Below are 23,427 nucleotides of genomic sequence, written 5' to 3'. Positions count from 1 at the left end.
CGCCGCTGCGCGCACTAGCGTTGCGCCGCATGAGCGAGCTTCTCGCGGTCCCGGTCCTCGACGGCACGCTGGTCACGCTGCGACCGCATCGGGTCGAGGACGTCGATGCCGTGCTCGAGCGCTGCGTCGACCCGGACAGCCGACGGTTCACGACCATCCCGCTGGACTACACGCGGCAGATGGCCGAGGAGTACGTCGCTGGGCAGCTCGAGCCCGTCGCCCACCAGGTGTCGTGGGCGATCGAGGTGCGCGGCTCGTATGCCGGCACCGTCGACCTCCGGGTGCTGCCGATCGACGCCGGTGGCGGCAGCCTCGGGTTCGTGACCCACCCTGCCTACCGCGGGCGGGGCGTGATGTCCGACGCGGTGCGACTCGTCGTGGCCCATGCGTTCGACACTCTCGGCTGGCAGCTCGTGCAGTGGAGGGCGCACGCCGGCAACTGGGGCAGCGCCAAGACGGTGTGGCGCAACGGGTTTCCGGTGCCGACGTTCGTTCCCGACTTCCTGGTGGAGCGCGGCCGCATGGTCGATGGGTGGATCAGCACGCTGCACACCGGGCAGCGCCGCGAGCCCGTGGCCGCCTGGGAGCAGGTGTATGCCGCGCTGGCCGCCGCCTCCGCGAGCTAGCGATCCGACAGGTGACGTTCGGCGAGGGCGAGGTCGTCGGGGGTCGTGATCTTGAACGCCAGCGGCTCGCCGGGCACCACCCGGACGTGCCCACCGACCGCCTCGACCAGGGCGGCGTCGTCAGTCGCGTCGGCCCCCGTCGCGTGGGCGTGCTGGAGCACCTCACGCAGGAAGGCCTGCGGGGTCTGGACGGCGCGCAGGCTCGAGCGATCCGGGGTCGAGACGACGACGCCGCGGGCATCGACCTGCTTGATCGTGTCGGTCACCGGCAGGCCCGGCACGACGGCGGGGTGTCCCGAGCGGACCTCGTGGACGAGCCTGGAGTACAGGCTGGGTGGCGCCAGCGACCTGGCCGCGTCATGCACGAGGACTATGCCGTCCTCGGGGCGTAACGCGGCGAGTCCAGCCGCCACGGACTGGGTGCGCTCGGCGCCGCCGGGGACGACGTCGACGTCGGCCGGCCGCGCGCTGCGGGACGCGATCGCGCCCGCCTCCGACAGGTGGGAGGCGGGCGCGACGACGACGATGTGCGAGACCTCGTCGGCCTCGAGCGCGCGGCGAACCGCGTGCTCGAGCAGCGAGACCCCGGCCAGCGCAACGAACGCCTTGGGCTGGGCCGCGCCGAGTCGGGTCCCCTGGCCAGCGGCCACGAGGATGACGGCGACGCTCAGGAGGCGAGGACCTCGTCCAGGATGGCCTCGGCCTTGTCCTCGTTCGTCTTCTCGGCCAACGCGAGCTCGGAGACGAGGATCTGGCGGGCCTTGGCGAGCATGCGCTTCTCGCCGGCGGACAGGCCACGGTCCTTGTCACGACGCCACAGGTCGCGGACGACCTCGGCCACCTTGATCACGTCGCCCGAAGCGAGCTTCTCGAGGTTGGCCTTGTAGCGGCGCGACCAGTTGGTCGGCTCCTCGGTGTGGGGGGCGCGCAGGACCGAGAAGACCTTGTCGAGGCCATCCTGGCCCACGACGTCGCGGACACCGATGTCCTCGCAGTTCTCCGCGGGGACCTCGATGGTCAGGTCGCCCTGAGCCACCTTGAGCTTGAGGTAGATCTTCTCCTCGCCCTTGATCGTGCGGGTATTGATTTCTTCGATCAGTGCAGCCCCGTGGTGGGGGTACACGACCGTCTCGCCGACCTTGAAAACCATGTGCTGTTTTCCCCTTTCGCGACTACCAGAATAACACGACACGCCGATGTCGGGAAAGCGGAGAAAACCGCGTTTGCGCTGGTCAGAGGCTCGAAAAGGCGTTGCACTCCAAGGAATTCGGTCTTGACAGCGGGCATGCCTTCGTGCAACGCGCAGGGGTGCGCGCGCTCCATGACGGTGCCGCTAGGCTGTCTGGCGTGATGCGCCGAGCCCTGCAGGCCCCCTCCCCCAGCGGTCGATCCACCACGATGCGACGCCCCTTGCGCGCCGTGCTGCCCCTGGCAGCACTGGGCGCAGCGCTCGCGCTGTCCGCGTGCCAGACCCAGTCGCCGATCCAGACGAACGTCTCCTACGTCCCCCTCGGACGGCGTGCCGGCCGACCTCGGGGCGGTGCAGTTGCGCGACCTCGTCGTCATCAGCAGCGGCAAGGACCAGCCCGGCGTGATCAGTGGCGCGATGAGCAACTCAGGGGGCAGCGAGGCGCGCGTCGGCTTCGCCACCGACACCGGTCAGGCCGTGTACGCCTCGGCGCAGCCACACTCCGCGCTGCAGCTGTCCGGTCCCGGCCAGACTCAGGTGCAGCTCGCGAGCGTGCCCGCGCCCGGTGATGTCGTGCGCCTGACCGTGCAGACGTCCTCGGCCCCGGCCGTCGTCGTGTGGGTGCCGGTCCTCTCGCCGCACGGGTACTACGCCACGTTGGCGCCCACGAGCTCATCGACCAGCTCGACCAGCGCGCCAACCAGCTCGTCGACCACCTCGACGGCGACCCCGAGCCCGACGACCACCGCCACCCCCTGACGACAGTCGAGCTCGGTCAGTCGACCTCGAACTTGTAGCCCAGCCCGCGCACCGTGACGATGTGGCGCGGCTCGGCCGGGTCCGGCTCGATCTTGGCGCGCAGCCGCTTGACATGGACATCGAGGGTCTTGGTGTCCCCGACATAGTCGCTGCCCCACACCCGGTCGATGAGCTGCATCCGGGTGAGCACCCGGCCGGTGTTGCGCAACAACATCTCGAGCAGCTCGAACTCCTTGAGCGGCAGCTGGGTCGCCTCGCCCGCCACGGTGACGATGTGCCGCTCGACGTCCATGCGCACCGGGCCCGCCTCGATGGTGGCCGGCAGCAGGTCCTCGGGCTCGGCCAACCGCCGCAGCACCGCCTTGATGCGGGCCAGCAGCTCGCGCGAGGAGTACGGCTTGGTGACGTAGTCGTCGGCCCCGATCTCCAGCCCCACGACCTTGTCGATCTCGCTGTCCTTCGCCGTGAGCATGATGACCGGCACGTTGGAGCGCTGTCGCAGCGCACGGCATACCTCGGTGCCTGACAGGCCGGGCAACATGAGGTCGAGCAGCACCAGGTCGGCACCGGCGCGGTCGAAATCCTCGAGCGCCTCCGGCCCGGTCTCGGCGACCGCCACCTCGTAGCCCTCCTTGCGCAGGAGGTAGGACAGCGGGTCGGAGAACGACACCTCGTCCTCCACCACCAGGATGCGGGTCATGCGCGGTTGTCTCCTCGAGTGGGTGGAGCGGGGTATGCCGGGGAGCCGGCGACGGGCGCCGGTCCCGATGGGGCGGGGGCGCCGGGTTCGCCGGCCTCCGCGGAGGTGGGCGTGCCGGTGCGGTCGGCGGCTGCGGGAAGCCGGATGGTGAAGGTCGAGCCGCGGCCCTCCTCACTCCAGACCGCGACATCGCCACCGTGGTTGGCGCAGATGTGCTTGACGATGGCCAGCCCCAGGCCGGTGCCACCAGTGGCCCGCGAGCGCGCTTCGTCGACCCGGTAGAAGCGCTCGAAGATGCGCTGCTGCTCGGACTCGGCAATGCCGTGCCCCTGGTCGGTGACGGTGATCTCGACGACGTCACCCGCACGGCGACCCGCCACGGCGACGCGGGTGCGGGGGCCGGAGTACGCGACCGCGTTGCCGATGAGGTTGCGGACGGCGGTCACGAGCAGGTCCTCGTCACCGAACACCTTGAGGTCGGGCGCGCACGCCTCGGCGATCTCGATCTGCTTGGCGTCCGCCCCCACCCGGGAGTAGTCGATGGCCTCGTGGATCGCCGCGGTCACGTCGACCAACCGGGGCTCGTGCAACGTGTCGGCCACCTGGAGCCGCGACAGGTCGACGATCTCCTTCACGAGCTGGGCGAGCCGGTGGCTCTCGACCTGCATGCGGCTCGCGAACCGGGCCACGGCCTCGGGGTCGTCCTTCGCGTCGAGGATCGCCTCGGCGAGCAGCCCGAGCCCACCGACCGGGGTCTTGAGCTCATGGCTGACGTTCGCGACGAAGTCCCGCCGAACCTCTTCGACCCGCCTGGCCTGGGTGTTGTCCTCGACGAGGAGCAGGACGTGGCTGCTGCCGAGAGGGGCCACGCGCGCCTGCATGATGGACCGGCCCCGACCCAGCGGACCCCGGGCGAGCTCGAGCTGCGCCTCGCGGATCACCCCGTCACGACGGACCTGGCGCGCCAGATGGCGCAGCTCGGCGTGCACGAGGTCCTTGCCGCGCACCAAGCCGTAGGCCACGGCCGACGGGGAGTTGTTGATGACCTCGTCGGCGGAGTCCACGACGATGGCGCCCGAGCGCAGCACCGCGAGGACGTCCGCCACCCCAGCGGGTAGGGGCGGAGGCGTCACCGGATCGGGGACGTGCTTCTGCTGGCGTTCGGAGTAGCGGACGGCCACGACGGCCACGGCGCCGGTCAGCAGGCCGGCGAACCCGGCCAGGACTGCTGCGCTGGTGGCATCCACGTGGTCAAATGTACGCAACGGACTGGACGCCTCTGCGCAGGTTGGGGCAGGCTCCTGCGGGGCCGTTCCCAGATGTTCACCTGGGTTCCCCCGACCGTTCACGCCATCGTGCGAGCCTCTGGCTCGTACAACTCCGGCACTTCGCGTGCCCCCACCCAGAGGAAGCAATGCGCGACGCCTTTCATGAGGACCTCGACACGATCTCCGACCAGCTCGTCGAGATGACGCGGCTCGCGGGGTCGGCGATGTCCAGGGCCACCACCGCACTCCTCGACGCCGACATCCAGGTCGCCGAGTCCGTGATCGAGGCCGACAAGGAGCTCGACCGCCTGCGCGAGCAGCTCGACGCGTTGTCGATCGACCTGTTGGCCCGCCAGCAGCCCGTGGCCACCGACCTGCGCATGGTCGTCACCTCGATGCGCATGAGCGCGGACCTCGAGCGCATGGGCGACCTCGCGCGCCACGTGGCCAAGGTCGCGCGACTGCGGTACCCGGAGTCGGCCGTGCCGGCCGACATCAGGGCCACGATCCTGCAGATGGGCCAGGTCGCCGAGCGCATCGTCGCCAAGTGCGGCTCGGTCATCGCCGCCAAGGACGTCGAGGACGCCAAGACCCTCGAGCGTGACGACGACGCCATGGACGAGCTGCACCGCACGCTGTTCAGCCACCTCATCGACGGCACGTGGAAGCACGGCACCGAGGCCGCAGTCGACATGACCTTGGTGGGCCGGTACTACGAGCGGTTCGCGGACCACGCGGTCTCGGTCGCTCACCGCGTCGTCTACCTCGTCACCGGCGAGTGGGATGTCGCCGAGGACCACGAGGACCAGGAGGACGGCGCAGCGCCGCTCGGCTGACCTGGTTCCAGCCCGCCTGGGCTGACCGGTCCTAGCGCCCCTGCGCTGCCACGGCGGCCGCGGCCTCCGCGGCGGCCTCCGGGTCGAGGTACTCGGCCGGCTGCGCCGGCATGAAGTCCTCGTCCAGGGTGTAGACCAACGGCTGGCCGGTCGGGATGTTGAGCGCCGCGATGTCGTCATCGCTGATCTGGTCGAGGTGCTTGACCAGCGCGCGCAGGCTGTTGCCGTGCGCGGTGACCAGGACGGTCTCGCCGGCCCTGAGGTCGTCCTGGATCGGCCCCTCCCAGTACGGCATCATCCGTGCGATGACGTCCTTGAGGCACTCGGTGCGCGGAACCTCGACACCGTCGTAGCGCGGGTCGCCGGTCTGGTCGAACTCGCTGCCGACCTCGATGGGCGGCGGTGGTGTGTCGAACGACCGGCGCCACAGCATGAACTGCTCGTCGCCGTACTTCTCCCGGGTCGCGGCCTTGTCGAGACCCTGGAGCGCGCCGTAGTGCCGCTCGTTGAGGCGCCAGTCACGCCGCACCGGTATCCAGTGACGGTCCGCCGCGTCGAGCGCGAGGTTGGCGGTCGTGATCGCACGGCGCAGCACCGAGGTGTGCACGACGGTCGGCAGAACGCCCTTGTCCTTCAACAGCTGTCCACCGCTGACGGCCTCGTCGCGACCCTGGTCGTTCAGGTCGACGTCGACCCAGCCGGTGAAGAGGTTCTTGGCGTTCCAGTCGGAGTGCCCGTGACGGAGCAGGATGAGCGTGTAGGCCATGGCGCCAGCCTACTGAGCCTGCTCCGGACCCGGGTCACCGTCCCGCTGGAGGATCGACCGGAAGGCCTCGAGGTTGCGCAGCGACTCGCCCCGCGAGACGCGCCAGTCCCACTCCTTGCGCATCGAGGAAAGGGAAGCCGATCGCCAGCAGCTCGTTGAAGTGCGCGTCCGCCGCCTCGAGCAGCGCGCCCAACAAGCTGGTCGAGGTATGCCGCGTCGACGGCGGCGGCGGGCAGCCGGCCGGTGACGTAGACGTCACCGGTGGTGTCGACGGCATACGCCAGGCCGGGGAGGCGGAGGTTCTTGCGCAGGAGGTAGCGGTAGAACGTCTCGTGGTTCTCGTCCGGGTTGCGGATGACGAAGGCCGACACGGACAGGGTGTCGGCGCCGGCAACCAGCGAGGCCACGGTCTTGAGCTTCTTGTCGCCCGGCAGCGTGAGCACGAACTCGCCGTCCCGCGCCCCTGGCTCCCACTCGATCTGGGCGTCCGCGAGGTAGGACTCGATGGTCATCCCGAGCCCGGCGGCGTGACCGTTCGCTGCCCCGCTCACGGCGTGACCGCCGCGGGGATGCCGGCCAGGGACCCGTTGGGTGATGGGGTGTCCTTGGTGAGCGCACGGGCCCGGCAGGCCTCGACGTACACCTCGTAGAGGCGCTCCGTCGTGCGGTCCCACCCGAACAGCGCGGCGTGCTCGACCGCCTTGCGCGACAACGCCTCGCGACGCTCCGGGTCGTGCAGCAGTGCATCGAGGGTGTCGGCCCAGACGTGCGGGTCGTGACCGTCCACCAGGACACCTGCCTCGCCCACAGCGGTGGGCAGGCCACCCACCCGGGCCGCGACGACCGGGGTGCCACAAGCCTGGGCCTCCACGGCCACCAGACCGAAGGACTCGGAGTGCGAGGGCACGACGACGAGGTCGGCAGCTCGGTACCACTGCGCCAGCTCGGTGCGAGGCACCGGCGGCACGAACCGCACCTGCGGCGCGACTCCCAGCCCGTCTGCGAGCTCCTGCAGCCCCTGCGGGTGGGCCAGGCCCGACCCTGAGGGGCCTCCCACCACGGCGATCACGAGCTCGCCGCGCCAGTTCGGGTGGCGCGCGAGGAGCTCGGCCCCGGCCTTGATGAGCACCTCGGGCGCCTTGAGCGGCTGGATGCGTCCGACGAAGAGCAGCACCTTCGCGTCCTGGGGCAACCCGGTCGCCGCTCGGGCAGCGCGCGTGTCGCCGGGAGAGAAGAGCGAGAGGTCCACCCCTGGGGGGACGACGACGACCTTGTCGGGGTCGGCGGCATACAGCTCGATCAGCTCGTGACGCTCGCCCAGGGTGTTGGCGATGAGGCGGTCCGCCGCCTCGACGACCTGCACCTCACCGATCTCGCGGCCAGCGGGCTCCGGGGTGTCGCCCTCGGCAAGATGGAGGTTCTTGACGCGCGCCATCGTGTGCATCGTGTGGACCAGCGGCACCTGCCAGCGGTCAGCGGCGAGCCATCCCACCTGACCCGACAGCCAGTAGTGCGAGTGCACGAGGCTGTAGTGCCCCTCGGGCTCGTGGGCGCCGGTGCGCATCACCCCCGCTGCGAACGCGCAGAGCTGACCCGGCAGGTCCCCCTTGCCCAGGCCCTCGTAGGGCCCGGCCGTCACGTGGCGCACGAGCACGCCCGGCTCGAGCTCGACGGTGGGCGGCAGCTCGGCCGTGGTCGTGCGGGTGAAGATCTCGACCTCGACGCCGCGGCGCGCGAGCTGGCGGGCGACCTCGACGACGTAGACGTTCATGCCGCCCGCGTCACCGGTCCCGGGCTGCTCCAGCGGCGAGGTGTGCACGCTGAGCATCGCGACGCGGTCGATGCGGTCGCAGCAGCCCATGTCGCGAGTCTGCCACGCCACGATGCGGGCGCTACGACGTGGTGGGGCTCGGACGCGGCCTGGCCTGGGAGGACACCGTGAGGAATCCCGAGTCGGTCCAGATGTGGACGTCGGTGCGACCCGCCGAGAGCAGGTCGACGCCGCGCGCCACCCGTTGCGGACCGGCTCCCACGTCCGTTCCGAGAACCGTCGTGAACGCGGCTCGACCCTCGGGCGTGCTGGGCGCGATCCAGGCAGCACGTCCCCGCAGGTTGGTTCTGCTGATCGCCGGCCGCAGCCCCGTCGTGCCCGTCTGGCGGTTGAGGTGCCAGACCACGGCGTCGGCGCCGTTGATCGAGGCTCCGATCCGGATCGACGAGCCAGCGAGCTCGATGCGGAGGGTGAACGGCACGGACCCCGCGTCGTCGTAGGCGTGGCCGAAGTACGTCGCGCGGCCGGGCAGGAACACGAGCTCGTCGATGGTGACGTTGTCGAGCTGTCGGTCGACGTGTTCGCGGGTGTCGGCGCCGGTGCCGGTCGTGTGGCCCTGGACGGCGGACAGCATGGAGCCGCCGATGACGGTCTGCAGGAGCATGTCGTTGTCGCGGGTGATCCGCATGCCGTCCGAGTACAGCGACACCGCGACACCACCCCCGAGGGTGGCGACCCCTCTCGCCTCGGGAGCCACGGTCAGCAGCCCGGGTGCCACGTTGGCGAACCCCTCGTCATGGCCGAACCACCGCGGTGCGTGGGTGGCCAATCCGAGCAGGGCCAGCGCACTGAGCGAGGTCACCAGGGCCACCATGCTGCGGCTGATGTCACGCCCGCGCCAGATCACGCCCTCACCCTAGAGCCGCTGCCGCCGCGTAGGCTGCCCGCGTGGCTGGACCGCGGCCGGTAGGCACCATCACCCGGGGAACGACCAACCCCAACCGCCTGCGCCGGGTCGACCGTTGGCTGGCCGGGCCGCAGTCGTGGCGCCTGGTGCGCAGTACCGAGCCGCCCGTCGTCGTGGACCTGGGGTACGGCGCGTCGCCCGTCACCGCCGTCGAGCTGCACGACCGGCTCCGACGGGTGCGGGCCGATGTCGAGGTCGTGGGGATCGAGATCGACCCTGACCGGGTCACCCGCGCCGCGTCCCTCGAGCGCGAGGGCCTGTCCTTTCGGCGCGGCGGTTTCGAGGTGCCGCTGCCGGACGGGCGGCAGGCGACGGTCGTGCGCGCCTTCAACGTCCTGCGTCAGTACGACGAGTCCGAGGTGGCGGGCGCCTGGTCGACGGTCCAGGCCCGTCTCGCGCCGCACGGGGTGCTCGTCGACGGCACCTGCGACGAGCTCGGCCGCCTGAGCACATGGGTCGCCGTGGACCGCTCCGGGCCGCTCTCGCTGACACTGTCGTGGCGGCTTCGCGGGTTGACCAGCCCGTCGGCGATCGCCGAGCGTCTGCCGAAGGCGCTCATCCACCGCAATGTCCAGGGGGAGCCCGTGCACGCGTGGCTCGGCGCGCTCGACCGGGCCTGGGCGCATTCGGCGCACCACGCGAGCTTCGGCGTGCGTCAGCGCTTCCTGGCGACCGTGGCGGCTGTACGCGACGAGGGGTGGCCCGTCGTCGACGGCCCCGCACGGTGGCGGCTGGGAGAGGTCACCGTGGCCTGGGACGCGGTGGACGCGGTGCGTCGTCAGCGCGCGTAGTCGTCCTCGAGGCGCACGATGTCGGCCTCGTCGAAGTCCCCGAAGGCGATCTCGAGCAGGCGGCCCGGGCGGTCGCCCTTGTTGGCCATGCGGTGGATGGCGGTGCAGGGCACCCAGACGGCCTCACCGGGCTCCGCAGTCCAGGTGCGCTCCCCGACCGTGACCTCGATCGGCACGTCGAGCACCTGCCAGAACTCACCCCGGTGGTCATGGGTCTGCAGCGACAGCCGGTGACCCGGGTCGACGGTGATGATCTTGACCGTCACGCGCTCGTTCGACACGAACTGCTGGAAGTTCCCCCAGGGCCGCTCGACGGTGAAGATGCCCTCGCGCGGGTCAGTCAGCTGCGGCACCTCGGTGGCCTCCCCCATGTCGTTCACCATGGTCCGTAGGGTCCCATGTGCTGGCCTCGGCCCGTCCCCCGAACCTGCTGCAGCGCGGGGCGCACGTCCGCGAGGTAGATCCCCGAGCCCACGATCGCGATGATGCCCACGGAGAACAAGCGTGATCGAGTTGGCGATCGAGATGAACCCGAGGACGACGGCGACCGCGTTGACGATGGCCCAGAACTTCTTGGTGCGCTTGCTCGCGGCCACGAAGGCGTCCGGGCGCGTGCGCAGGGTGTCGACCAGCGCGAACACCTCGGCCGCGAAGGCGGCCACCGAGAGCAGCAGGATCACGATTCCCTGTGCCGAGCCAAGTGCGTAGAACATGCAGACAGCCTAAGGGTCAGACGTCGACGACCACCGTCACTGGGCCATCGTTGACGAGTTGGACCTCCATCATCGCGCCGAACCGCCCGGTCGCCACCTCGACACCGAGCTCTCGCAGACCATCGACCACCGCCTCGACCAGCGGCTCGGCCACGGAGCCGGGCGCGGCGTTGCTCCAGGACGGGCGCCGGCCCTTGCGCAGGTCGGCATACAGGGTGAACTGGCTGACCACCAGGACGGGAGCAGCGTCGTCGAGCACCGACCGCTCCTCCCGCAGGATGCGCAGCTCGCTGATCTTGCGCACCATGGCGGCCACCTCGACCGGGCCGTCCGAGTGCGTGACGCCGACGAGCGCCAGCAGACCTGGTCGCTCGATCGCTCCGACGACCTCGCCCGCCACCGACACCGAGGCCGTGGTGACCCGCTGGAGGACCGCGCGCACGGGTCAGATGCCGACGGCGACGATGGCCCCGACAGGTTCGCCGTGGCCGAGCACCGGTGCGTTCTCGAGCTGCGCGAGCGCGTCGGACTCGACCCCCAGGCGGCGCAGCACGGCGGCGAGGATCACCGGTTTGGCCCGGGGGTAACCGTCGGCGACCTTCAGGGCGATCCCGCGGCCGTCGGCGAGCCCCACGGCGTACACCGACTCGGCGCCGTCCTTGGCGATCAGACCGGGCGTCTTGGCGATCAGGGCAGTCACGTCGCGACCGGTGCCCCCGAGGTAGGCAGGGTGGGCGCGGATCGCGTCCGCGACCTGGGCCTCGACGGTGCCAGGCGCTGCGGAGGCGAGGCGACCGAAGGCGCGGGCGAGGCCTGCGAGCGTGATCGCCATGACCGGTGCGCCACAGCCGTCGACCGCCACCGCCCCGATCTGGTCCCCCGTGAGCTCGCTCAGGGTGGCGGCAATGGCCTGTTGGAGCGGGTGGGCGCGGTCGAGGTAGGTCGTGGTGTCCCAGCCGTTCGCGACGCAGGTCGCGAGCATCGCGGCGTGCTTGCCGGAGCAGTTCTGGGTGACCCGGAGCTTGCTGCCGCCAGCGCGGATCACCGCCTCGCGGGCCTGGTCGTCGACGGGGTAGTCAGCGGTGTTCTGGAGGTCGGTCTCGTCGAGGCCCGCCGACGCGAGCATGGCCCGCACCCCCGCGACGTGAAAGTCCTCGCCGGAGTGGCTGGCCGAGGCGAGCGCAAGGTGCTCCGGCGGCAGCTGCAGCCCGGCGCGGACCATCGCGACGGTCTGGATCGGCTTGTTCGCCGAGCGTGGGAACACCGGGTCGTCCACGGCACCCAGGGCCAGCAGGTGCTCGCCGTGCGGCGCCGTGGCGACGACGGACGCGCGGTGTGCCGACTCGACGAAACCGCCCCTGACGTAGTGGGCGAGGACCGGCGCCTCGCCGAGAGCGGGTGGCGTCGTGGTGGTGGTCGTATGCCGCGTAGTCACCTGACAACCCTAGCGACGCGAACGGCCCCCGCCGGGAGGGGCGGGGGCCGTTCGGGTTCAGCGTGAGGGTCAGTCGCCGACCTTGGTGGCAGCCGCCTCGGTGGCCTTCTTCGTGGCGGACGCGGTGTTCTTGGCACCGGTGGTCGCGCGCTTGGTCGCCGTCTTGCTGGCGCTCGTCGACTTCTTGGCCGTGGTGGCCGTGCGCTTGGCGGCCGTGCGGGTGCGCGCAGCGGACTGCTTCACCTCGGCGGCCGTGGTCGCCGTCTCGCCGATGATGGAGCCGGCGACGGTCTGGGCGGTGGTGGCGGCCTCGCGACGGCCCGTGGTCAGGGTGGCCTTGGCGGAGCGCTGGATCTCGCTGGCCGAGTGGCGGACCGTGGTCACGGCACCCTTGCCGAGGGCGAAGGTCGCCTCGGCCTGGGCGATGAGGTCCTTGGTGGACTTCTGGGTGCGGACGCGCTTGACGAGGCGCTCGCCCCGGGCGGCCACGGACTCGTAGGACTCCTGGGCCTTGACCTGCAGCTTGGCGGGCTCGAGCTCGAGGCGAACCGCGGCAGCGCGGACGCGGGCGTCGCGGACCTTCTCGACGGCCAGGTCGGTCAGGCCGACGGCGGCGAACACGGGAGTGGTGTCGGTGACGGTCTTGCGGATGTCGGCAACGAGTGCCATGGGGATCTCCTTCATTTGCGGGGGGTTGGGGTGGTCTTGGCGGCCTTGACGGCTGGACGCTTGCGGTCCGGCGCTTCCTGGGCTGCCACGAACGAGTCGTAGATGTCCAGGAGGGCGGCCTTCTGGCGTGCGGTGAGCTGCGGGTCGGCGCCGATGACGGCCCTGGTGTCGAGCGGCTCGGCGTCGTGCCCCTGCCGCTCGTCGAGAATCCCCGCCCGGACGTAGAGCGACTCTGCTGAGACCTCGAGGCCCTTGGCGAGCTGCTGGAGGATCTCTGCGCTGGGCCTCTTGAGGCCACGCTCGATCTGCGACAGGTAGGGGTTGGAGATGCCGGCCAGCTCGGAGAGCTGACGCAGCGAGAGCCGGGCGGTCTGACGCTGCTCGCGCAGGTAGTCGCCCAGGTTGTTGCCACTGAGGGGTCCCAGCGGAATTCGGCTCATGCCCCCATACTGCTTGCTCTAGTTAGCAACATGCAAACTGAAGGCAGCGTGTTCCCCATCACACGGCAAACTCTGGCCACCTGGCGGGGTCAGGCGCGACGGTCCTTGACGCCCAGAAGGGTGCGGGCGGCCTCGGTCGACAGGGCGGGACGTTGCATCACCTCGGCGAGGTGCGCGGCCCGCTCGACGAGCTGGCGGTTGTGCTCCACGGGGACGCCCCGCGCGAAGACCACGTTGTCCTCCATCCCCACCCGCAGGTGGCCCCCGGCAGCGAGCGCCGCCGCCGCGATCGGCAGATGGGTCCGGCCGATGCCGGTCGCCGCCCAGGAGGTGACCTCGGGAGGCAGCATGGCCACGCCAGCCAGCAGCGCGGCCGGCGTGCCCGGCATACCCCCTGGCACCCCCGTCACGAAGTCGACGTGCACCTTCCCCCCGAAGGGCAGTCCGTGCGTGTCGACCAGACGGGCCAGCGAGGCGACGTGGCCGAGGTCGAACAGCTCGAACTCGGGGACCACCTCACGCTCCTGGGCCTGGACGTAGAGGTCCGACATGAAGCCATAGGGGTTGAGGAACACGTCGTCGCCGAAGTTCGTCGTGCCGCACGTCAGTGAGCACGAGTCGGGCTCGGCGTCGAGCACCGTGAGCCGCTGGTCGAGCGGGTCGTGCACGCTGCCGCCGGTCGAGAGCTGGATGACCAGGCTGGTCTGCTCGCGCAGGGCCTGGACGGCCGCCTTGAGGTAACCGTGATCGAGGGTGGGGCGGTGGTCCGCGTCGCGGATGTGCAGGTGGATCATGGCGGCACCGGCCAGCTCGCACGACTGAGCCGTCTCAACCAGCTCGTCCAGGGTCGTCGGCAGCTGGGGAAAATCGGACTTCGCCAGCTCAGCGCCCGTGGGCGCAACGGTGATGAGTGTTCCGGTCGTGCGAGCCATGGGCGTCATCATGGCAGCCACGCTCCGCACCAGTGCGCCCAGCCTGTGAAAGACTGTCGCGGTCCACGCGTGCGCTGGCAGCCCGTGGCGACTCCATGCAACAGCAAGTGAAAGCAGGACCGTGGACCTTCACGACTACCTCCGCGTGGTGCGTAAACGGTGGCGCGCCATCACCGTGGCGACTCTCCTGATCGTCGCGTTCGCGGCGCTGTTCACCCTCTGGAGCCCCAAGGTCTACGAGGCCCGGACCCAGCTGTTCGTGTCGACGTCGGGAGGCCAGGACTCCAGCCAGCTGCTGCAGGGCAACACGTTCACCCAGCAGCGGGTGAAGTCGTACTCCGACCTCATCTCCACGCCGACCGTGCTCGATCCCGTGATCAAGCAGCTCGGGCTCAACACCACCCCCGATGACCTCGGCCAGCGCATCACGGCAAGCGTGCCGCTCGACACCGTGCTCATCGACGTCTACGTCGACGACGCCAGCGCCCAGCGCGCGGCGGCCATCGCCGAGGCGGTCGGCAAGCAGTTCTCCACGAGTGTCGTCGACCTCGAGCGCGTGTCCGACAAGACCCCGAGCCCGGTGAAGGTGTCGGTGGTGCGACCAGCGTCGGTCCCGACCACACCGATCAGCCCCATGCCTGCCCGCAACCTCGGCCTCGGCCTGGTCCTCGGCCTGCTGGTCGGCCTCGGCGTGGCCCTGCTGCGCGACACCTTCGACACCTCGATCAAGAGCGAGCGGGACGTCAAGGACCTGAGTGACGAGACGATCATCGGCACCATCGCCTTCGATCCCGACGGCGGCAAGCACCCGCTCATCGTCCAGTCCGACCCGCACGGCCTCCGCGCCGAAGCCTTCCGGTCGCTGCGCACCAACCTCCAGTTCGTCGACGCAGCCAACCACCCCCGTTCGATGGTCCTGACCAGCTCGCTGCCCGGCGAGGGAAAGACCACGACAGCGGCCAACCTCGCCATCAGCATGGCGGCCGCCGGAGCGCGGGTCTGCGTCATCGAGGGTGACCTGCGTCGACCCCGGCTGCTGCGCTACATGGGCATGGAGGGGTCCGTTGGGCTCACGAACGTGCTCATCGGTCAGGCCGAGCTGCTCGACGTGCTGCAACCGTTCGGTGACAGCGCGCTGCAGGTTCTCGGCGCTGGCCAGATCCCGCCCAACCCGAGCGAGCTGCTGGGCTCCGAGACGATGGCCCGGCTGATCGGCACGCTCGAGGAGATGTTCGACTACGTCGTCATCGACGCGCCCCCGATCCTGCCGGTCACCGATGCGACCGTCCTGAGCACCCTCACCGGCGGCGTCGTGCTCGTCACCGGGTGCGGCGTGGTCAACCGCGAGCACGTGACGCGCTCGCTCGAGGCCCTGCGCGGAGTCAAGGGCAACATTCTCGGCATCGTCGTCAACCGCGTCCCCACGCACGGCGCCCACGCCGAGAGCTACTACTACAGCGACGGCTACGCGCCCCTGCCCGAGGACCGTTCGCGCCGGGAGCGTTCTCGCGAGCGACAGTCCGCATAGCACTGAGCCTCCGCGGCGACGGGCGGCACACGGCTGCGGCCGTTACGGCGCGACGACCTCGTCCTGGGCGGCACTGATGCCGCCGATGGCCAGGGCCGCGTCGACCGGAGTGTTCCGCTTGACCAACGCGAGCGCGATCGGGCCGTCCACGTGGTGGCGCGCGACCGAGGTGAGCTGACCGACCTGCCGGTCGCCGAGCATCACGGCCTCGCCCGCCCCCGGGAGCGTGTGACCGGACCCGTCGAGGTGCAGGAAGACCAGACGCCGCGGCGGGCGCCCGAGGTTGTGCACCCGTGCCACCGTCTCCTGACCGCGGTAGCACCCCTTGTGCAGGTGCACCGCCGTGCGCAGCCAGTCGACCTCGTGCGGGATCGTGCGGTGGTCGGTCTCGAACCCGAACCGCGGCCGCCACGCAGCGACACGCAGGGCCTCACTGGCCCAGGTCCCGGCGAGGTCCCGCTCGCCGACGGCTGCCGCCAGCTCGGGACGGGGTACCAGGAGCTCGCGCCAGGCCCGGTTGGTGGCCGGGTGCCCCTCCACTGGGCCGTATGCCGCGGTGTCACCCACGAGACCGGGCCACGGGTCGCGCCAGGCCAGCGGCTCGCCGGGCTGGGACTCCTGGCCGGACGGCTCGCCGAGCACGGCCCAGTCGGCAGTCACGTCGCTCACCTCGACCCGGAGCATGAAGCGCATCGAGTCCAGCCACCTGACGAGGGCAGGAGCATCGCCCGGCTCGGTGGTGATCCACGTGGCCACCCCGTCGTCGACGAGGTGCAGGCTGTGCTCGATGTGCCCCTTGGGCGTGAGGACGAGCGACTCGGCGGACACCCGTGGCGCCAGGGCCGTGAGCTGTTGGGTCGTGATCGAGTGGAGCCAGGACAGTCGATCTGGACCCGTCACCGTCACCACCCCCCGGTGCGACAGGTCGACCACGGCCAAGCCCTCGGAGAGCAGACGCTGCTCGCGCAGCGGATCGCCGTAGTGCGCCGCCACACCCGCGTCCACACCGTCGCCGTCCACCGCGCCCGGACGGGTCAGCAGGGACGACCGTTCTGTCGTCATCTCTGTCGTCATCGTCTCGTCGCGCACGAGCTGCACCGTCCGTGGATCGCCATGTGTGTCACATCAGCAACAAAGCCGTTGAGCCGCAGAACATTCCCCGCGAACGGGTCGGCGAGCTCGCGCGGGCACTGTTCGACTCGCCCACAGTCGCGACAGACGAGGTGGATGTGGTCGGCGTGGTCGGCCAGGTGATAGCTCGGCGCCCGGTGGTCGAGGTGGGTGTGGCTGACCACACCGAGCTCCTCCAGCGCCTCCAGGGCGCGGTAGACGGTCGATGGTGCCAGCCCCGCGGCGCCGTCGCCGGCGACGGCCGACACGACCTCCTCGGGGGTGGCGTGACCCAGGCGTGCGATGGCGTCGACGACGCGCTGGCGCTGCTGCGTCATGCGCCGCCCGTGGGCCCGCATCTGCTCGCCGACGTCGTGCACCACCCCACTCTACGGTTGCGTGGGCAGCGCTCAGCCGCTCTCCCTACACTGACGGGGTGCTGGAGACCTTTGACGAGATCGACGAGACCGACGCCGACCCGCCCCGTAGCCGCGGCTCACGGGTGCGCCGCGCCATCGCCGCCACCGTCGCCCTGGTGCTCCTGCTCCTCGTCGGTGCGGTCGCGGCATACCTGCTGTTCCTCAACCACGAACTGACGTCGAACGTCAAACACAGCGCCCTGCTGCCCACCCCCGGGGTGAGCGGCGCCGCCGCACCGCCCGCCCGGAAGGCCGCGGCCAAGGACGCCCAGAACATCCTCTTCATCGGGTCCGACTCGCGCACCACCGTCGCCGACGGTCGCTCGGACGTCATCGTGCTCATGCACGTGGCCGCCGACCGCAAGACGGTGACGCTCGTGCACTTCCCCCGCGACCTCTACGTCAGCGTGCCGGGGCACGGCAAGGACAAGATCAACGCCGCCTTCGCCTATGGCGGCGCCCCGCTGCTGGTCGAAACCCTCCAGAACCTGGTGGGCGTGCCGATCGACCACGTCGCCGTCGTGGGCTTCGAGGGGTTCAAGCGCATGACGGATGCCGTGGGCGGCGTCAACGTCTACGTCGAGGAGGCTGGCAGCACCTCGGAGTTCACCTTCCACAAGGGCTACCAGATGATGAACGGCGAGATGGCACTCGCGTTCGTCCGCGAGCGCCACGCCCTCAGCCAAGGGGACATCTCCCGCGGCAAGCGGCAGGAAGCGTTCATCAAGGCGCTTCTGCTCAAGTCGCTGAGCCGCGACGTCCTCGCCAACCCGGTGCGGCTCGCCCAGTTCGTCGATGCCGGCACCAAGAACCTCACGGTCGACCAGGCGTTCAGCATCGGTGACATGCGCTCAGAGGCCTTCGGCATGCGCAACCTGCGCGGCTCGGACATCGCCTTCGTCACGGCGCCGTTCACCGGGTTCGGCACCGCCCCCAACGGCGGGTCGATCGACATCGTCGACGAGCCGGGGATGCGGCTGCTCGGCGATGCGCTCCAGAACGACGCGATGAGCGGCTACAAGGACCAGACCCACACCCCCTGAGGGCCCGCCGGTCGGGTCAGGCGGCCTTCCACGTCGCGAGCGAGCTGTCGGCCCGGAACACGCGCTGACCCACGCGCAGCCAGCCGCTGTCCGCGGACATGCTCAGGGCGACCGAGCCCGGTCTGACGCTGCCCAGGTCGACCTGGACGCAGCCGACGACGGTGCCCGGCGAGTCCGGCTGGACCACCGCGAGGCCGGCGCACGAACCGGCCCCGGGCAGCACGGCATACGGGTTGGCCTTGCCGTCGAGTGCGACGGCAAGGGCTCCGGGCACCATGCCGGCGCGATTCCACTGCGCCCCGCTCGTGCTCACCAGCACCGCGCCGGTGGCACACAGGGCGCCGGCGCCCGCGTCCACGACCGCGAGGTCGATGACCTTGGCGCCCGGGCACGGCGTGCCCGTACCGCCCTTGGCGAGGCCGATCGTGTCGGGCTTCTGCGGGTCGCGGAACCAGACGTCGGTCGCCGCCACGGCGTCGCCCCACGCCTTCGTCAGCCCCGGGGCCTGGCGGATCGCGGGCGCGCAGCCGCTGCTCTGGTTGGCGCCAACCGCGAAGGTCGACTTGTCGGCACGTACCCGAATCCGCATGACGGCGTCGAAGGGCGCCGGCCGCGTCTTCCACGTCGAGCCACCGTCCGTGCTGACCTCGACGCTCGATCCGGCCTTGGCGCAGGACCCGACGGTGAACCGGATCGCGGTGCTCTGGTCGACCGCCGCGATCCCGACCGCCAACGGCGCGACCGCCACCGTGGGCTGCGGCGCGCTGGTGGTCTTCGTGGCAGTCGGCGACGTCGACCCGGTCCCGGACGTCGACTGCGCGCCGCCCGTGTGGACCGTGGGCGACAGGGCGGCCCCGTTGACCGAGGCCCGGGTGCTGTTGAGCGCCATGACGACGAGCAGCACGTCGATGACGAGGAAGGCGGCCAGCCCGATGATGCCGACCCGGCTCGAGACCTGGCGCATCAGGGGCGCCCGAGAGCCCGGGCCACGGTGGGGAGGGCGGCCATGATCTGTCCGGTCATCTGGTCGAAGACCTCCGCTGCGCGGCGATACGGGTCGACGATGTCTGCCTCACTGTCATCCAGTGGCGGCCTGGCACCGCGCTGGGCAGCGGCCAGGGCGACGACGCGGCGGATGTGCTCGCCCGCGTCGGCACTCGGCACCTGCAGGTCGTCGTCCGAGACACCGGTGACGAGGTCCGCGAACTCCCGGAAGGCGAAGACGTAGCGCAGGGCCCGGGGGTGCACTGCCGCCACCTTGCCCCGGTGGGCGCGGGTCGCGGTGAGCACGAGGTCTGCCCCAGCCACCAGGTCCGCGGTCAGGTCACGAGCGACGAAGCCGTTCGCGGCATACCCCTGGGCTTCGAGGCGCGCACGCGCCTCGGGGTCCATCGCCGACCCGGTCAGCGCACCCGTGCCGGCGCTGTGCACCTGGACCTCGCCCGGCCCCCAGGAACGGTCGAGCTCGGACTGGAGGGTGCGCTCGAGGAAGGGCGAGCGGCAGATGTTGCCGGTGCAGACGGTGAGGATGCGCGCAGAGGAGCTCAAGGGTGCCTACGCGACGCGCTTGAGCTCGGCGGAGACGTGGCTCTGCAGCGACTGGCCCACAGCCGCCATGTCCATCGCCCAGAGCAGGTTGGAGTTGACGAGGCCGTAGAGCCGGGTTGCGGCGTTGTACTCCTTGGCACGGGGGCTGCGGAGCACCCCGTCGGTGCGCAACGCGATCTTCGCAGGCTCGGCCGTCCCGTAGTAGAGCTCGACGATGCCGGTGGGGTGGGCGAGCAGCAGCTCGACCTCGCCGCCCTCGACCGGGCGCCAGAAGCCCGTCTCGGTGGCCAGCGGTCGCACCTTGTCACCGGCGTCGTTCAACAGCCAGGTGCGACTGTGCCACTCCAGGAACGGGCGCCCGTCGTGGCTGACCTCGACCTCCTGACCGAAGTTGGCCGACTCGATCGTGGGGTAGCCCACGACGCCGGCACCCTCCCAGCGGCCGACCAGCCACGCCAGTGGCGCGAGCTCGGGGGGCAGGTCGAGGTCGAGGTTGAAGACCATCAGCGGGGCGTCTTCACCAAGCGGTAGACGACGAACCCGGCGAACCAGGTCACCACCACAGCCGTGAGGACCAGCAGGGACAGGAAGAACGTGTGCACGGCCCAGATCGTAGCCTGTGCCCATGCCCGATCAGCGCGCTCGTCTCGTCGTCAAGGTCACCTGTGGTGTCGAGGCCCCCGAGCGCCTCAACCAGGCGCTCTCCGTGGCGGCGACCGCGCTCGCCGCCGGAGTGGAGGTGAGCCTGTGGCTCACCGGCGAGGCGACCTGGGTTGCGGTGCCCGGGCGGGCCGGGGACCTCGACCTGCCGTATGCCGCGCCGCTGGCGGACCTGCTCGACGCCCTGCTCGCCGAGGGCCGGGTCACCGTCTGTGGTCAGTGTGCGGCGCGGCGCGAGCTGACCGAAGCGGACCTGGTCGGAGGAGCGGAGATCCGGGGAGCTGCGGCCTTCGTCGAGGAGGTCATGGCCGAGGGGGCCCGCTCCCTCGTCTACTGATTGACCACCGTGGTGGCTCAGGCGACGAAGCGGCGGACGACGACGTAGGCCACCACGCCGATCAGCATCGACGAGGAGGCGGCCACTGCCAGCTGGGCCCGGGCGCCCCCGGCCGCGGGCAGCGCGGCCATCACCCGGCGCGCCGCGTGCGACACCCCGGCAGCGAGCAGGCCTAGCAGGGCTGCGGTCGCGGTCTGGGGGTGGCCGGTGATGAGCGCGACGAGGAAGGCGGCGAGCCCACCGAGCACCATGGCCACGAACAGGGCCCACTGCCGCAACCGCCCGATGCCGATCATCGGGTCGACGAGGGCCGAGACCGCCAGACCGGCCATGGTGGCCGCGAGCGCGTCCGCACCACCGAGGACGTGCGGCAGCGGCGCGAGGGCCACGCCGGAGGAGATGATCGCGAGACCCGCCGTGGTGGCTGCCACCGACTCGGTCAACCGCGGCCGGCCGTCACGACGCAGCAGCTGGTGGAGGAACGCCACCACCACGGCCACGGCCATGCCGGCCGGGACCCACGCGAGGAACGGGTCGTCGCTGGTGAGCACGACGGCGCCGGCCATGAACACCGCTCCGGCGGTCAGGACGGTGGTGGTCCCGCGCGGGCTGGGCAGCCCCAGGAGCGCGGGCCAGCCCCAGGCGAGCACGAACCCCCCGAGGGCGATGGCGACCGCGACCAGGGCGGGGCCGGCGTAGCCCGTCAACGCCACCAGGCCGGCGAACGCGACGGTGGCGATCATGGTGATCGTCCTCGGGACGTAGACCCGGCCCGGGAACCGCGAGGCAGCGGCACCCACGGCCCGTCGCTCGCGACGGGTCAGGGGCGCAGGGGTGCTGGGCGCCTGCTCGGGGAGGTCGGACACAGCCCGCATCCTCCCATCACCCACCGGCGAAGGGCGGCAGCACCTCCAGGACGGCCCCGGCAGGCAACGCGGTGTCCCCGCTCGTGGCACGACCGTCGAGCAGGAGAGTGCTCACCGGGACGACCGCCACCAGCCCCGGGTGGAGGCGCACCACGGCGGCAGCAGCCTGGGCGACGGTCGCGCACCCGTCGAGGACGTCCTCGTCGACCCCGGCAACCGCGCGGGCACCGGCCCAGTACCGCACGGTGACTGGCGACCTGGTCTGCTCACCCGGCATACGGCATCCTCCGACACTTGCTGTTGGTGAGACAACGGTCTCATCATGTGTTCACCCACCCGGCACCACCCTCGGCGCCGTATCCTTCATGGGCATGGCCCGTCTGCTGCTGCTGACCAACTCCCTGGCGCCCAGCGCCGAGGTGTTGCCTGCGCTGGGCCTGCTGAGCCACCACGTGCGCATCATCCCCGCCGAGCCCACCGCGCTGGTCGACGCACCCCCGTGCGACGCCGTCCTGGTCGACGCGCGGCGCGACCTCGCCGTGGCGCGGTCGCTGTGCCGCGTGCTGCGCGTCTCGGGCATGTCGGTCCCGCTCATCGCGATCCTCACCGAGGGCGGCCTGGCGGGTCTGACGGCCGAGTGGGGCATCGACGAGGCCCTCCTGGAGTCCGCAGGCCCGGCCGAGGTCGAGGCGCGGTTGCGGCTGGCCGCGGGGCGGCTCCAGGGCGAGCCCGAGGCCGAGGACGTCCAGATCACCTCGGGCGACGTGACCATCGACGAGGCGACCTACTCGGCCCGCGTGCGCGGTCGGCTGCTCGACCTCACGTACAAGGAGTTCGAGCTCCTCAAGTACCTCGCTCAGCACCCGGGCCGCGTGTTCAGCCGAGCCCAGCTGCTCCAGGAGGTCTGGGGGTACGACTACTACGGCGGCACCCGCACCGTCGATGTCCACGTCCGCCGTCTCCGGGCCAAGCTAGGGTCCGAGCACGAGGTCCTCATCGGCACCGTCCGCAACGTCGGCTACCGCTTCGTGCCGGCCGAGCACACCCCGGTCGACGCCTGACGGAACCCCGGGGCTGCACAGGTCCGTGATCCAATGTCTGCCGTGCCCCCACCATCCGTCGAACAAGCGCGCGACCCTCACCCCCGAGACCGCCGAGCAGGTCCGTGACCTGAGCGCTGCGGCCGCGCGCACGGACGGTGTCGCCCCGCTGTCCGAGCAGACGCTGCTGTGGCTGGGCGACGCCGAGGGGCGCGCCACCCACCTGCTCACGTATGCCGAGCACACCCTCACGGGGTACGCCCAGCTCGCTGAGCTGGACCCTGCAGAGCCCTCCGCCGAGGTCGTCGTCGACCCCGCCCACCGCCGCCACGGCCTCGGACGGGCCCTGCTCGAGACGGCGCGGGAGCGGTCCCCGCTGGTCCGGGTCTGGGCTCACGGCAACCTCGAGCCCGCGCGTTCCCTCGCGGCCACGGACGGGTGGACGGCCGTGCGCGAGCTGCACAAGATGTCCCGGCCGCTCTCCGCGGCCGACACCGACCCGGCGAGGTCGGCCCTGCCGCCGGGGTTCGCGGCGCGCGCGTTCGAGCCGGGCCGCGACGAGCAGGCGTGGCTCGAGGCCAACGCGGCGGCGTTCGTCCACCACGCGGAGCAGGGGCGCATGACGCTGGCCGACCTGCGCGAGCGCGAGGCCCAGCCGTGGTTCGACCCGGCCGGCCTGCTGCTCGTCGAGGCACAGGACGCACCGGGGCGGGTCGTGGCATTCCACTGGACCAAGGTCGACCCCAGCCAGGCGTCGAGTGTGGACCCGGGCGCAGCGGCAGGCGAGGTGTACGTGGTGGGCGTCCACCCGGCATACCAGGGGAAGGGGCTGGGCCGGCCCGTCACCGCCTTGGGCCTGGCCCACCTGGCCGCCCAGGGGCTCCCCGAGGTCGTGCTCTACGTCGACGGCGACAACGAACCGGCGATCCGGACCTACACGGGGCTGGGATTCCGCAGCATCATGGTCGATGTCATGTATTCGCACCCCGTTCATCAAGCACTGTCAGGATGACC

General features: G+C 71.1%; 30 protein-coding genes. 9 read left to right on the top strand and 21 right to left on the bottom strand.

The window, feature by feature from the left end:
- Window positions 1-29 precede the first annotated feature (29 nt).
- Window positions 30-626, top strand: a complete 597-nt coding sequence (locus GKE56_RS14820) for a GNAT family N-acetyltransferase (protein ID WP_154685201.1) — start codon at window positions 30-32, stop codon at window positions 624-626.
- On the opposite strand, the gene ispD is transcribed toward GKE56_RS14820, so the two are convergent.
- Both ispD and GKE56_RS14810 read right to left on the bottom strand, forming a co-directional pair.
- Complete coding sequence (gene ispD, locus GKE56_RS14815) at window positions 623-1,276, bottom strand: 2-C-methyl-D-erythritol 4-phosphate cytidylyltransferase (RefSeq protein WP_230209001.1); 654 nt, start codon at window positions 1,274-1,276, stop codon at window positions 623-625. The genes GKE56_RS14820 and ispD overlap by 4 nt on opposite strands.
- A gap of 17 nt (window positions 1,277-1,293) precedes the next feature.
- Window positions 1,294-1,776, bottom strand: a complete 483-nt coding sequence (locus GKE56_RS14810; RefSeq protein WP_154685199.1) for a CarD family transcriptional regulator — start codon at window positions 1,774-1,776, stop codon at window positions 1,294-1,296.
- A 369-nt stretch (window positions 1,777-2,145) separates the two neighbouring features.
- Here GKE56_RS14810 and GKE56_RS14805 point away from each other — a divergent pair, with 369 nt between their 5' ends.
- Window positions 2,146-2,574, top strand: a complete 429-nt coding sequence (locus GKE56_RS14805; protein ID WP_154685198.1) for a hypothetical protein — start codon at window positions 2,146-2,148, stop codon at window positions 2,572-2,574.
- Window positions 2,575-2,590: 16 nt separating this feature from the next.
- Here the strand turns inward: GKE56_RS14805 and GKE56_RS14800 are convergent, their stop codons facing one another.
- Both GKE56_RS14800 and GKE56_RS14795 read right to left on the bottom strand, forming a co-directional pair.
- On the bottom strand, window positions 2,591-3,274 hold the full coding sequence (locus GKE56_RS14800; RefSeq protein WP_154685197.1) for a response regulator transcription factor: 684 nt from the start codon (window positions 3,272-3,274) through the stop codon (window positions 2,591-2,593).
- A complete protein-coding gene (locus tag GKE56_RS14795; RefSeq protein WP_154685196.1) occupies window positions 3,271-4,521 on the bottom strand; it encodes a cell wall metabolism sensor histidine kinase WalK in 1,251 nt (416 codons plus the stop codon). Before GKE56_RS14795 ends, GKE56_RS14800 begins: the two co-directional genes overlap by 4 nt.
- A 167-nt stretch (window positions 4,522-4,688) precedes the next feature.
- Here GKE56_RS14795 and phoU point away from each other — a divergent pair, with 167 nt between their 5' ends.
- Entirely contained in the window at window positions 4,689-5,378 is a 690-nt protein-coding gene (gene phoU / locus GKE56_RS14790) for a phosphate signaling complex protein PhoU (RefSeq protein WP_154685195.1), read from the top strand.
- Between the two features lie 31 nt (window positions 5,379-5,409).
- Here the strand turns inward: phoU and GKE56_RS14785 are convergent, their stop codons facing one another.
- From GKE56_RS14785 to GKE56_RS14770, 4 genes are read right to left on the bottom strand one after another with little or no spacing between them, the layout of a single operon-like run.
- Window positions 5,410-6,144, bottom strand: a complete 735-nt coding sequence (locus tag GKE56_RS14785) for a phosphoglyceromutase (protein ID WP_154685194.1) — start codon at window positions 6,142-6,144, stop codon at window positions 5,410-5,412.
- The gene (locus GKE56_RS14780) at window positions 6,057-6,695 is read right to left on the bottom strand and encodes a YbjN domain-containing protein (protein WP_370518416.1); all 639 of its coding nucleotides are present in this window, start codon (window positions 6,693-6,695) and stop codon (window positions 6,057-6,059) included. Before GKE56_RS14780 ends, GKE56_RS14785 begins: the two co-directional genes overlap by 88 nt.
- Window positions 6,692-8,005, bottom strand: coding sequence for a D-inositol-3-phosphate glycosyltransferase (mshA, locus tag GKE56_RS14775; protein WP_154685821.1), 1,314 nt, complete (start codon window positions 8,003-8,005; stop codon window positions 6,692-6,694). Before mshA ends, GKE56_RS14780 begins: the two co-directional genes overlap by 4 nt.
- 31 nt (window positions 8,006-8,036) lie before the next feature.
- Entirely contained in the window at window positions 8,037-8,822 is a 786-nt protein-coding gene (locus GKE56_RS14770; RefSeq protein ID WP_154685193.1) for a hypothetical protein, read from the bottom strand.
- A gap of 41 nt (window positions 8,823-8,863) precedes the next feature.
- On the opposite strand from GKE56_RS14770, the gene GKE56_RS14765 reads away from it, so the two are divergent.
- Window positions 8,864-9,673, top strand: coding sequence for a class I SAM-dependent methyltransferase (locus GKE56_RS14765; protein WP_154685192.1), 810 nt, complete (start codon window positions 8,864-8,866; stop codon window positions 9,671-9,673).
- Here the strand turns inward: GKE56_RS14765 and GKE56_RS18370 are convergent.
- The 6 genes from GKE56_RS18370 to GKE56_RS14730 all read right to left on the bottom strand — a co-directional run bounded on the left by GKE56_RS18370 (window position 9,661) and on the right by GKE56_RS14730 (window position 13,862).
- On the bottom strand, window positions 9,661-10,386 hold the full coding sequence (locus GKE56_RS18370; protein WP_370518415.1) for a DUF2516 family protein: 726 nt from the start codon (window positions 10,384-10,386) through the stop codon (window positions 9,661-9,663). The two genes, GKE56_RS14765 and GKE56_RS18370, sit on opposite strands and share 13 nt — an antisense overlap.
- Window positions 10,387-10,402: 16 nt before the next feature.
- Window positions 10,403-10,828, bottom strand: a complete 426-nt coding sequence (dtd, locus tag GKE56_RS14750; protein ID WP_154685190.1) for a D-aminoacyl-tRNA deacylase — start codon at window positions 10,826-10,828, stop codon at window positions 10,403-10,405.
- A 3-nt stretch (window positions 10,829-10,831) separates the two neighbouring features.
- Entirely contained in the window at window positions 10,832-11,821 is a 990-nt protein-coding gene (locus tag GKE56_RS14745) for an asparaginase (protein WP_154685189.1), read from the bottom strand.
- Window positions 11,822-11,890: 69 nt separating this feature from the next.
- Window positions 11,891-12,490, bottom strand: coding sequence for a hypothetical protein (locus tag GKE56_RS14740; protein WP_154685188.1), 600 nt, complete (start codon window positions 12,488-12,490; stop codon window positions 11,891-11,893).
- An 11-nt stretch (window positions 12,491-12,501) separates the two neighbouring features.
- Complete coding sequence (locus tag GKE56_RS14735) at window positions 12,502-12,930, bottom strand: helix-turn-helix domain-containing protein (protein ID WP_154685187.1); 429 nt, start codon at window positions 12,928-12,930, stop codon at window positions 12,502-12,504.
- Between the two features lie 89 nt (window positions 12,931-13,019).
- The gene (locus tag GKE56_RS14730; RefSeq protein WP_154685186.1) at window positions 13,020-13,862 is read right to left on the bottom strand and encodes a 3-keto-5-aminohexanoate cleavage protein; all 843 of its coding nucleotides are present in this window, start codon (window positions 13,860-13,862) and stop codon (window positions 13,020-13,022) included.
- A 121-nt stretch (window positions 13,863-13,983) separates the two neighbouring features.
- Here GKE56_RS14730 and GKE56_RS14725 point away from each other — a divergent pair, with 121 nt between their 5' ends.
- Window positions 13,984-15,390 carry a polysaccharide biosynthesis tyrosine autokinase gene (locus GKE56_RS14725; RefSeq protein ID WP_154685185.1) on the top strand — a complete coding sequence of 469 codons (1,407 nt, stop codon included), beginning with the start codon at window positions 13,984-13,986 and terminating at the stop codon, window positions 15,388-15,390.
- A gap of 42 nt (window positions 15,391-15,432) precedes the next feature.
- On the opposite strand, the gene GKE56_RS14720 is transcribed toward GKE56_RS14725, so the two are convergent.
- Window positions 15,433-16,452, bottom strand: a complete 1,020-nt coding sequence (locus tag GKE56_RS14720; RefSeq protein WP_154685820.1) for a folate-binding protein YgfZ — start codon at window positions 16,450-16,452, stop codon at window positions 15,433-15,435.
- A gap of 8 nt (window positions 16,453-16,460) precedes the next feature.
- A complete protein-coding gene (locus GKE56_RS14715) occupies window positions 16,461-16,880 on the bottom strand; it encodes a Fur family transcriptional regulator (protein WP_230209000.1) in 420 nt (139 codons plus the stop codon).
- 56 nt (window positions 16,881-16,936) lie between these two features.
- On the opposite strand from GKE56_RS14715, the gene GKE56_RS14710 reads away from it, so the two are divergent.
- A complete protein-coding gene (locus GKE56_RS14710) occupies window positions 16,937-17,962 on the top strand; it encodes an LCP family protein (protein ID WP_195908151.1) in 1,026 nt (341 codons plus the stop codon).
- Between the two features lie 16 nt (window positions 17,963-17,978).
- On the opposite strand, the gene GKE56_RS14705 is transcribed toward GKE56_RS14710, so the two are convergent.
- From GKE56_RS14705 to GKE56_RS14695, 3 genes are read right to left on the bottom strand one after another with little or no spacing between them, the layout of a single operon-like run.
- Window positions 17,979-18,926, bottom strand: a complete 948-nt coding sequence (locus tag GKE56_RS14705) for a hypothetical protein (protein WP_154685184.1) — start codon at window positions 18,924-18,926, stop codon at window positions 17,979-17,981.
- Window positions 18,926-19,510 carry a low molecular weight phosphatase family protein gene (locus tag GKE56_RS14700; RefSeq protein ID WP_154685183.1) on the bottom strand — a complete coding sequence of 195 codons (585 nt, stop codon included), beginning with the start codon at window positions 19,508-19,510 and terminating at the stop codon, window positions 18,926-18,928. The genes GKE56_RS14705 and GKE56_RS14700 overlap by 1 nt, the downstream gene beginning before the upstream one ends.
- Before the next feature lie 6 nt (window positions 19,511-19,516).
- On the bottom strand, window positions 19,517-20,014 hold the full coding sequence (locus GKE56_RS14695; RefSeq protein WP_154685182.1) for an FABP family protein: 498 nt from the start codon (window positions 20,012-20,014) through the stop codon (window positions 19,517-19,519).
- Between the two features lie 121 nt (window positions 20,015-20,135).
- On the opposite strand from GKE56_RS14695, the gene GKE56_RS14690 reads away from it, so the two are divergent.
- A complete protein-coding gene (locus GKE56_RS14690) occupies window positions 20,136-20,507 on the top strand; it encodes a DsrE family protein (RefSeq protein ID WP_154685181.1) in 372 nt (123 codons plus the stop codon).
- Window positions 20,508-20,524: 17 nt separating this feature from the next.
- Here GKE56_RS14690 and GKE56_RS14685 read toward each other — a convergent pair whose 3' ends face one another.
- Together GKE56_RS14685 and GKE56_RS14680 are read right to left on the bottom strand one after the other, a co-directional pair.
- Window positions 20,525-21,373 carry a hypothetical protein gene (locus GKE56_RS14685; protein ID WP_154685180.1) on the bottom strand — a complete coding sequence of 283 codons (849 nt, stop codon included), beginning with the start codon at window positions 21,371-21,373 and terminating at the stop codon, window positions 20,525-20,527.
- A gap of 16 nt (window positions 21,374-21,389) precedes the next feature.
- A complete protein-coding gene (locus GKE56_RS14680) occupies window positions 21,390-21,650 on the bottom strand; it encodes a MoaD/ThiS family protein (RefSeq protein ID WP_154685179.1) in 261 nt (86 codons plus the stop codon).
- A 94-nt stretch (window positions 21,651-21,744) separates the two neighbouring features.
- Between GKE56_RS14680 and GKE56_RS14675 the strand changes: the two genes are divergently transcribed.
- Together GKE56_RS14675 and mshD are read left to right on the top strand one after the other, a co-directional pair.
- The gene (locus tag GKE56_RS14675; RefSeq protein ID WP_154685178.1) at window positions 21,745-22,434 is read left to right on the top strand and encodes a response regulator transcription factor; all 690 of its coding nucleotides are present in this window, start codon (window positions 21,745-21,747) and stop codon (window positions 22,432-22,434) included.
- A 25-nt stretch (window positions 22,435-22,459) separates the two neighbouring features.
- On the top strand, window positions 22,460-23,425 hold the full coding sequence (gene mshD, locus GKE56_RS14670; protein WP_154685177.1) for a mycothiol synthase: 966 nt from the start codon (window positions 22,460-22,462) through the stop codon (window positions 23,423-23,425).
- Window positions 23,426-23,427: the final 2 nt, after the last annotated feature.

The organism is Nostocoides sp. HKS02 (genome assembly GCF_009707485.1).
Lineage (GTDB): Bacteria > Actinomycetota > Actinomycetes > Actinomycetales > Dermatophilaceae > Pedococcus.
This window is presented reverse-complemented; position numbering and strand designations above follow the sequence as displayed.

Bases quoted from the DNA above. Each gene is read 5' to 3' on its own strand.
- GKE56_RS14820 (WP_154685201.1), top strand. From the start codon at position 30: ATGAGCGAGCTTCTCGCGGTCCCGGTCCTCGACGGCACGCTGGTCACG.
- GKE56_RS14810 (WP_154685199.1), bottom strand. From the start codon at position 1,776: ATGGTTTTCAAGGTCGGCGAGACGGTCGTGTACCCCCACCACGGGGCT.
- GKE56_RS14800 (WP_154685197.1), bottom strand. From the start codon at position 3,274: ATGACCCGCATCCTGGTGGTGGAGGACGAGGTGTCGTTCTCCGACCCG.
- phoU (WP_154685195.1), top strand. From the start codon at position 4,689: ATGCGCGACGCCTTTCATGAGGACCTCGACACGATCTCCGACCAGCTC.
- GKE56_RS14785 (WP_154685194.1), bottom strand. From the start codon at position 6,144: ATGGCCTACACGCTCATCCTGCTCCGTCACGGGCACTCCGACTGGAAC.
- mshA (WP_154685821.1), bottom strand. From the start codon at position 8,005: ATGGGCTGCTGCGACCGCATCGACCGCGTCGCGATGCTCAGCGTGCAC.
- GKE56_RS18370 (WP_370518415.1), bottom strand. From the start codon at position 10,386: ATGTTCTACGCACTTGGCTCGGCACAGGGAATCGTGATCCTGCTGCTC.
- GKE56_RS14740 (WP_154685188.1), bottom strand. From the start codon at position 12,490: ATGGCACTCGTTGCCGACATCCGCAAGACCGTCACCGACACCACTCCC.
- GKE56_RS14735 (WP_154685187.1), bottom strand. From the start codon at position 12,930: ATGAGCCGAATTCCGCTGGGACCCCTCAGTGGCAACAACCTGGGCGAC.
- GKE56_RS14730 (WP_154685186.1), bottom strand. From the start codon at position 13,862: ATGGCTCGCACGACCGGAACACTCATCACCGTTGCGCCCACGGGCGCT.
- GKE56_RS14720 (WP_154685820.1), bottom strand. From the start codon at position 16,452: ATGACGACAGAACGGTCGTCCCTGCTGACCCGTCCGGGCGCGGTGGAC.
- GKE56_RS14705 (WP_154685184.1), bottom strand. From the start codon at position 18,926: ATGCGCCAGGTCTCGAGCCGGGTCGGCATCATCGGGCTGGCCGCCTTC.
- GKE56_RS14695 (WP_154685182.1), bottom strand. From the start codon at position 20,014: ATGGTCTTCAACCTCGACCTCGACCTGCCCCCCGAGCTCGCGCCACTG.
- GKE56_RS14690 (WP_154685181.1), top strand. From the start codon at position 20,136: ATGCCCGATCAGCGCGCTCGTCTCGTCGTCAAGGTCACCTGTGGTGTC.
- GKE56_RS14680 (WP_154685179.1), bottom strand. From the start codon at position 21,650: ATGCCGGGTGAGCAGACCAGGTCGCCAGTCACCGTGCGGTACTGGGCC.
- GKE56_RS14675 (WP_154685178.1), top strand. From the start codon at position 21,745: ATGGCCCGTCTGCTGCTGCTGACCAACTCCCTGGCGCCCAGCGCCGAG.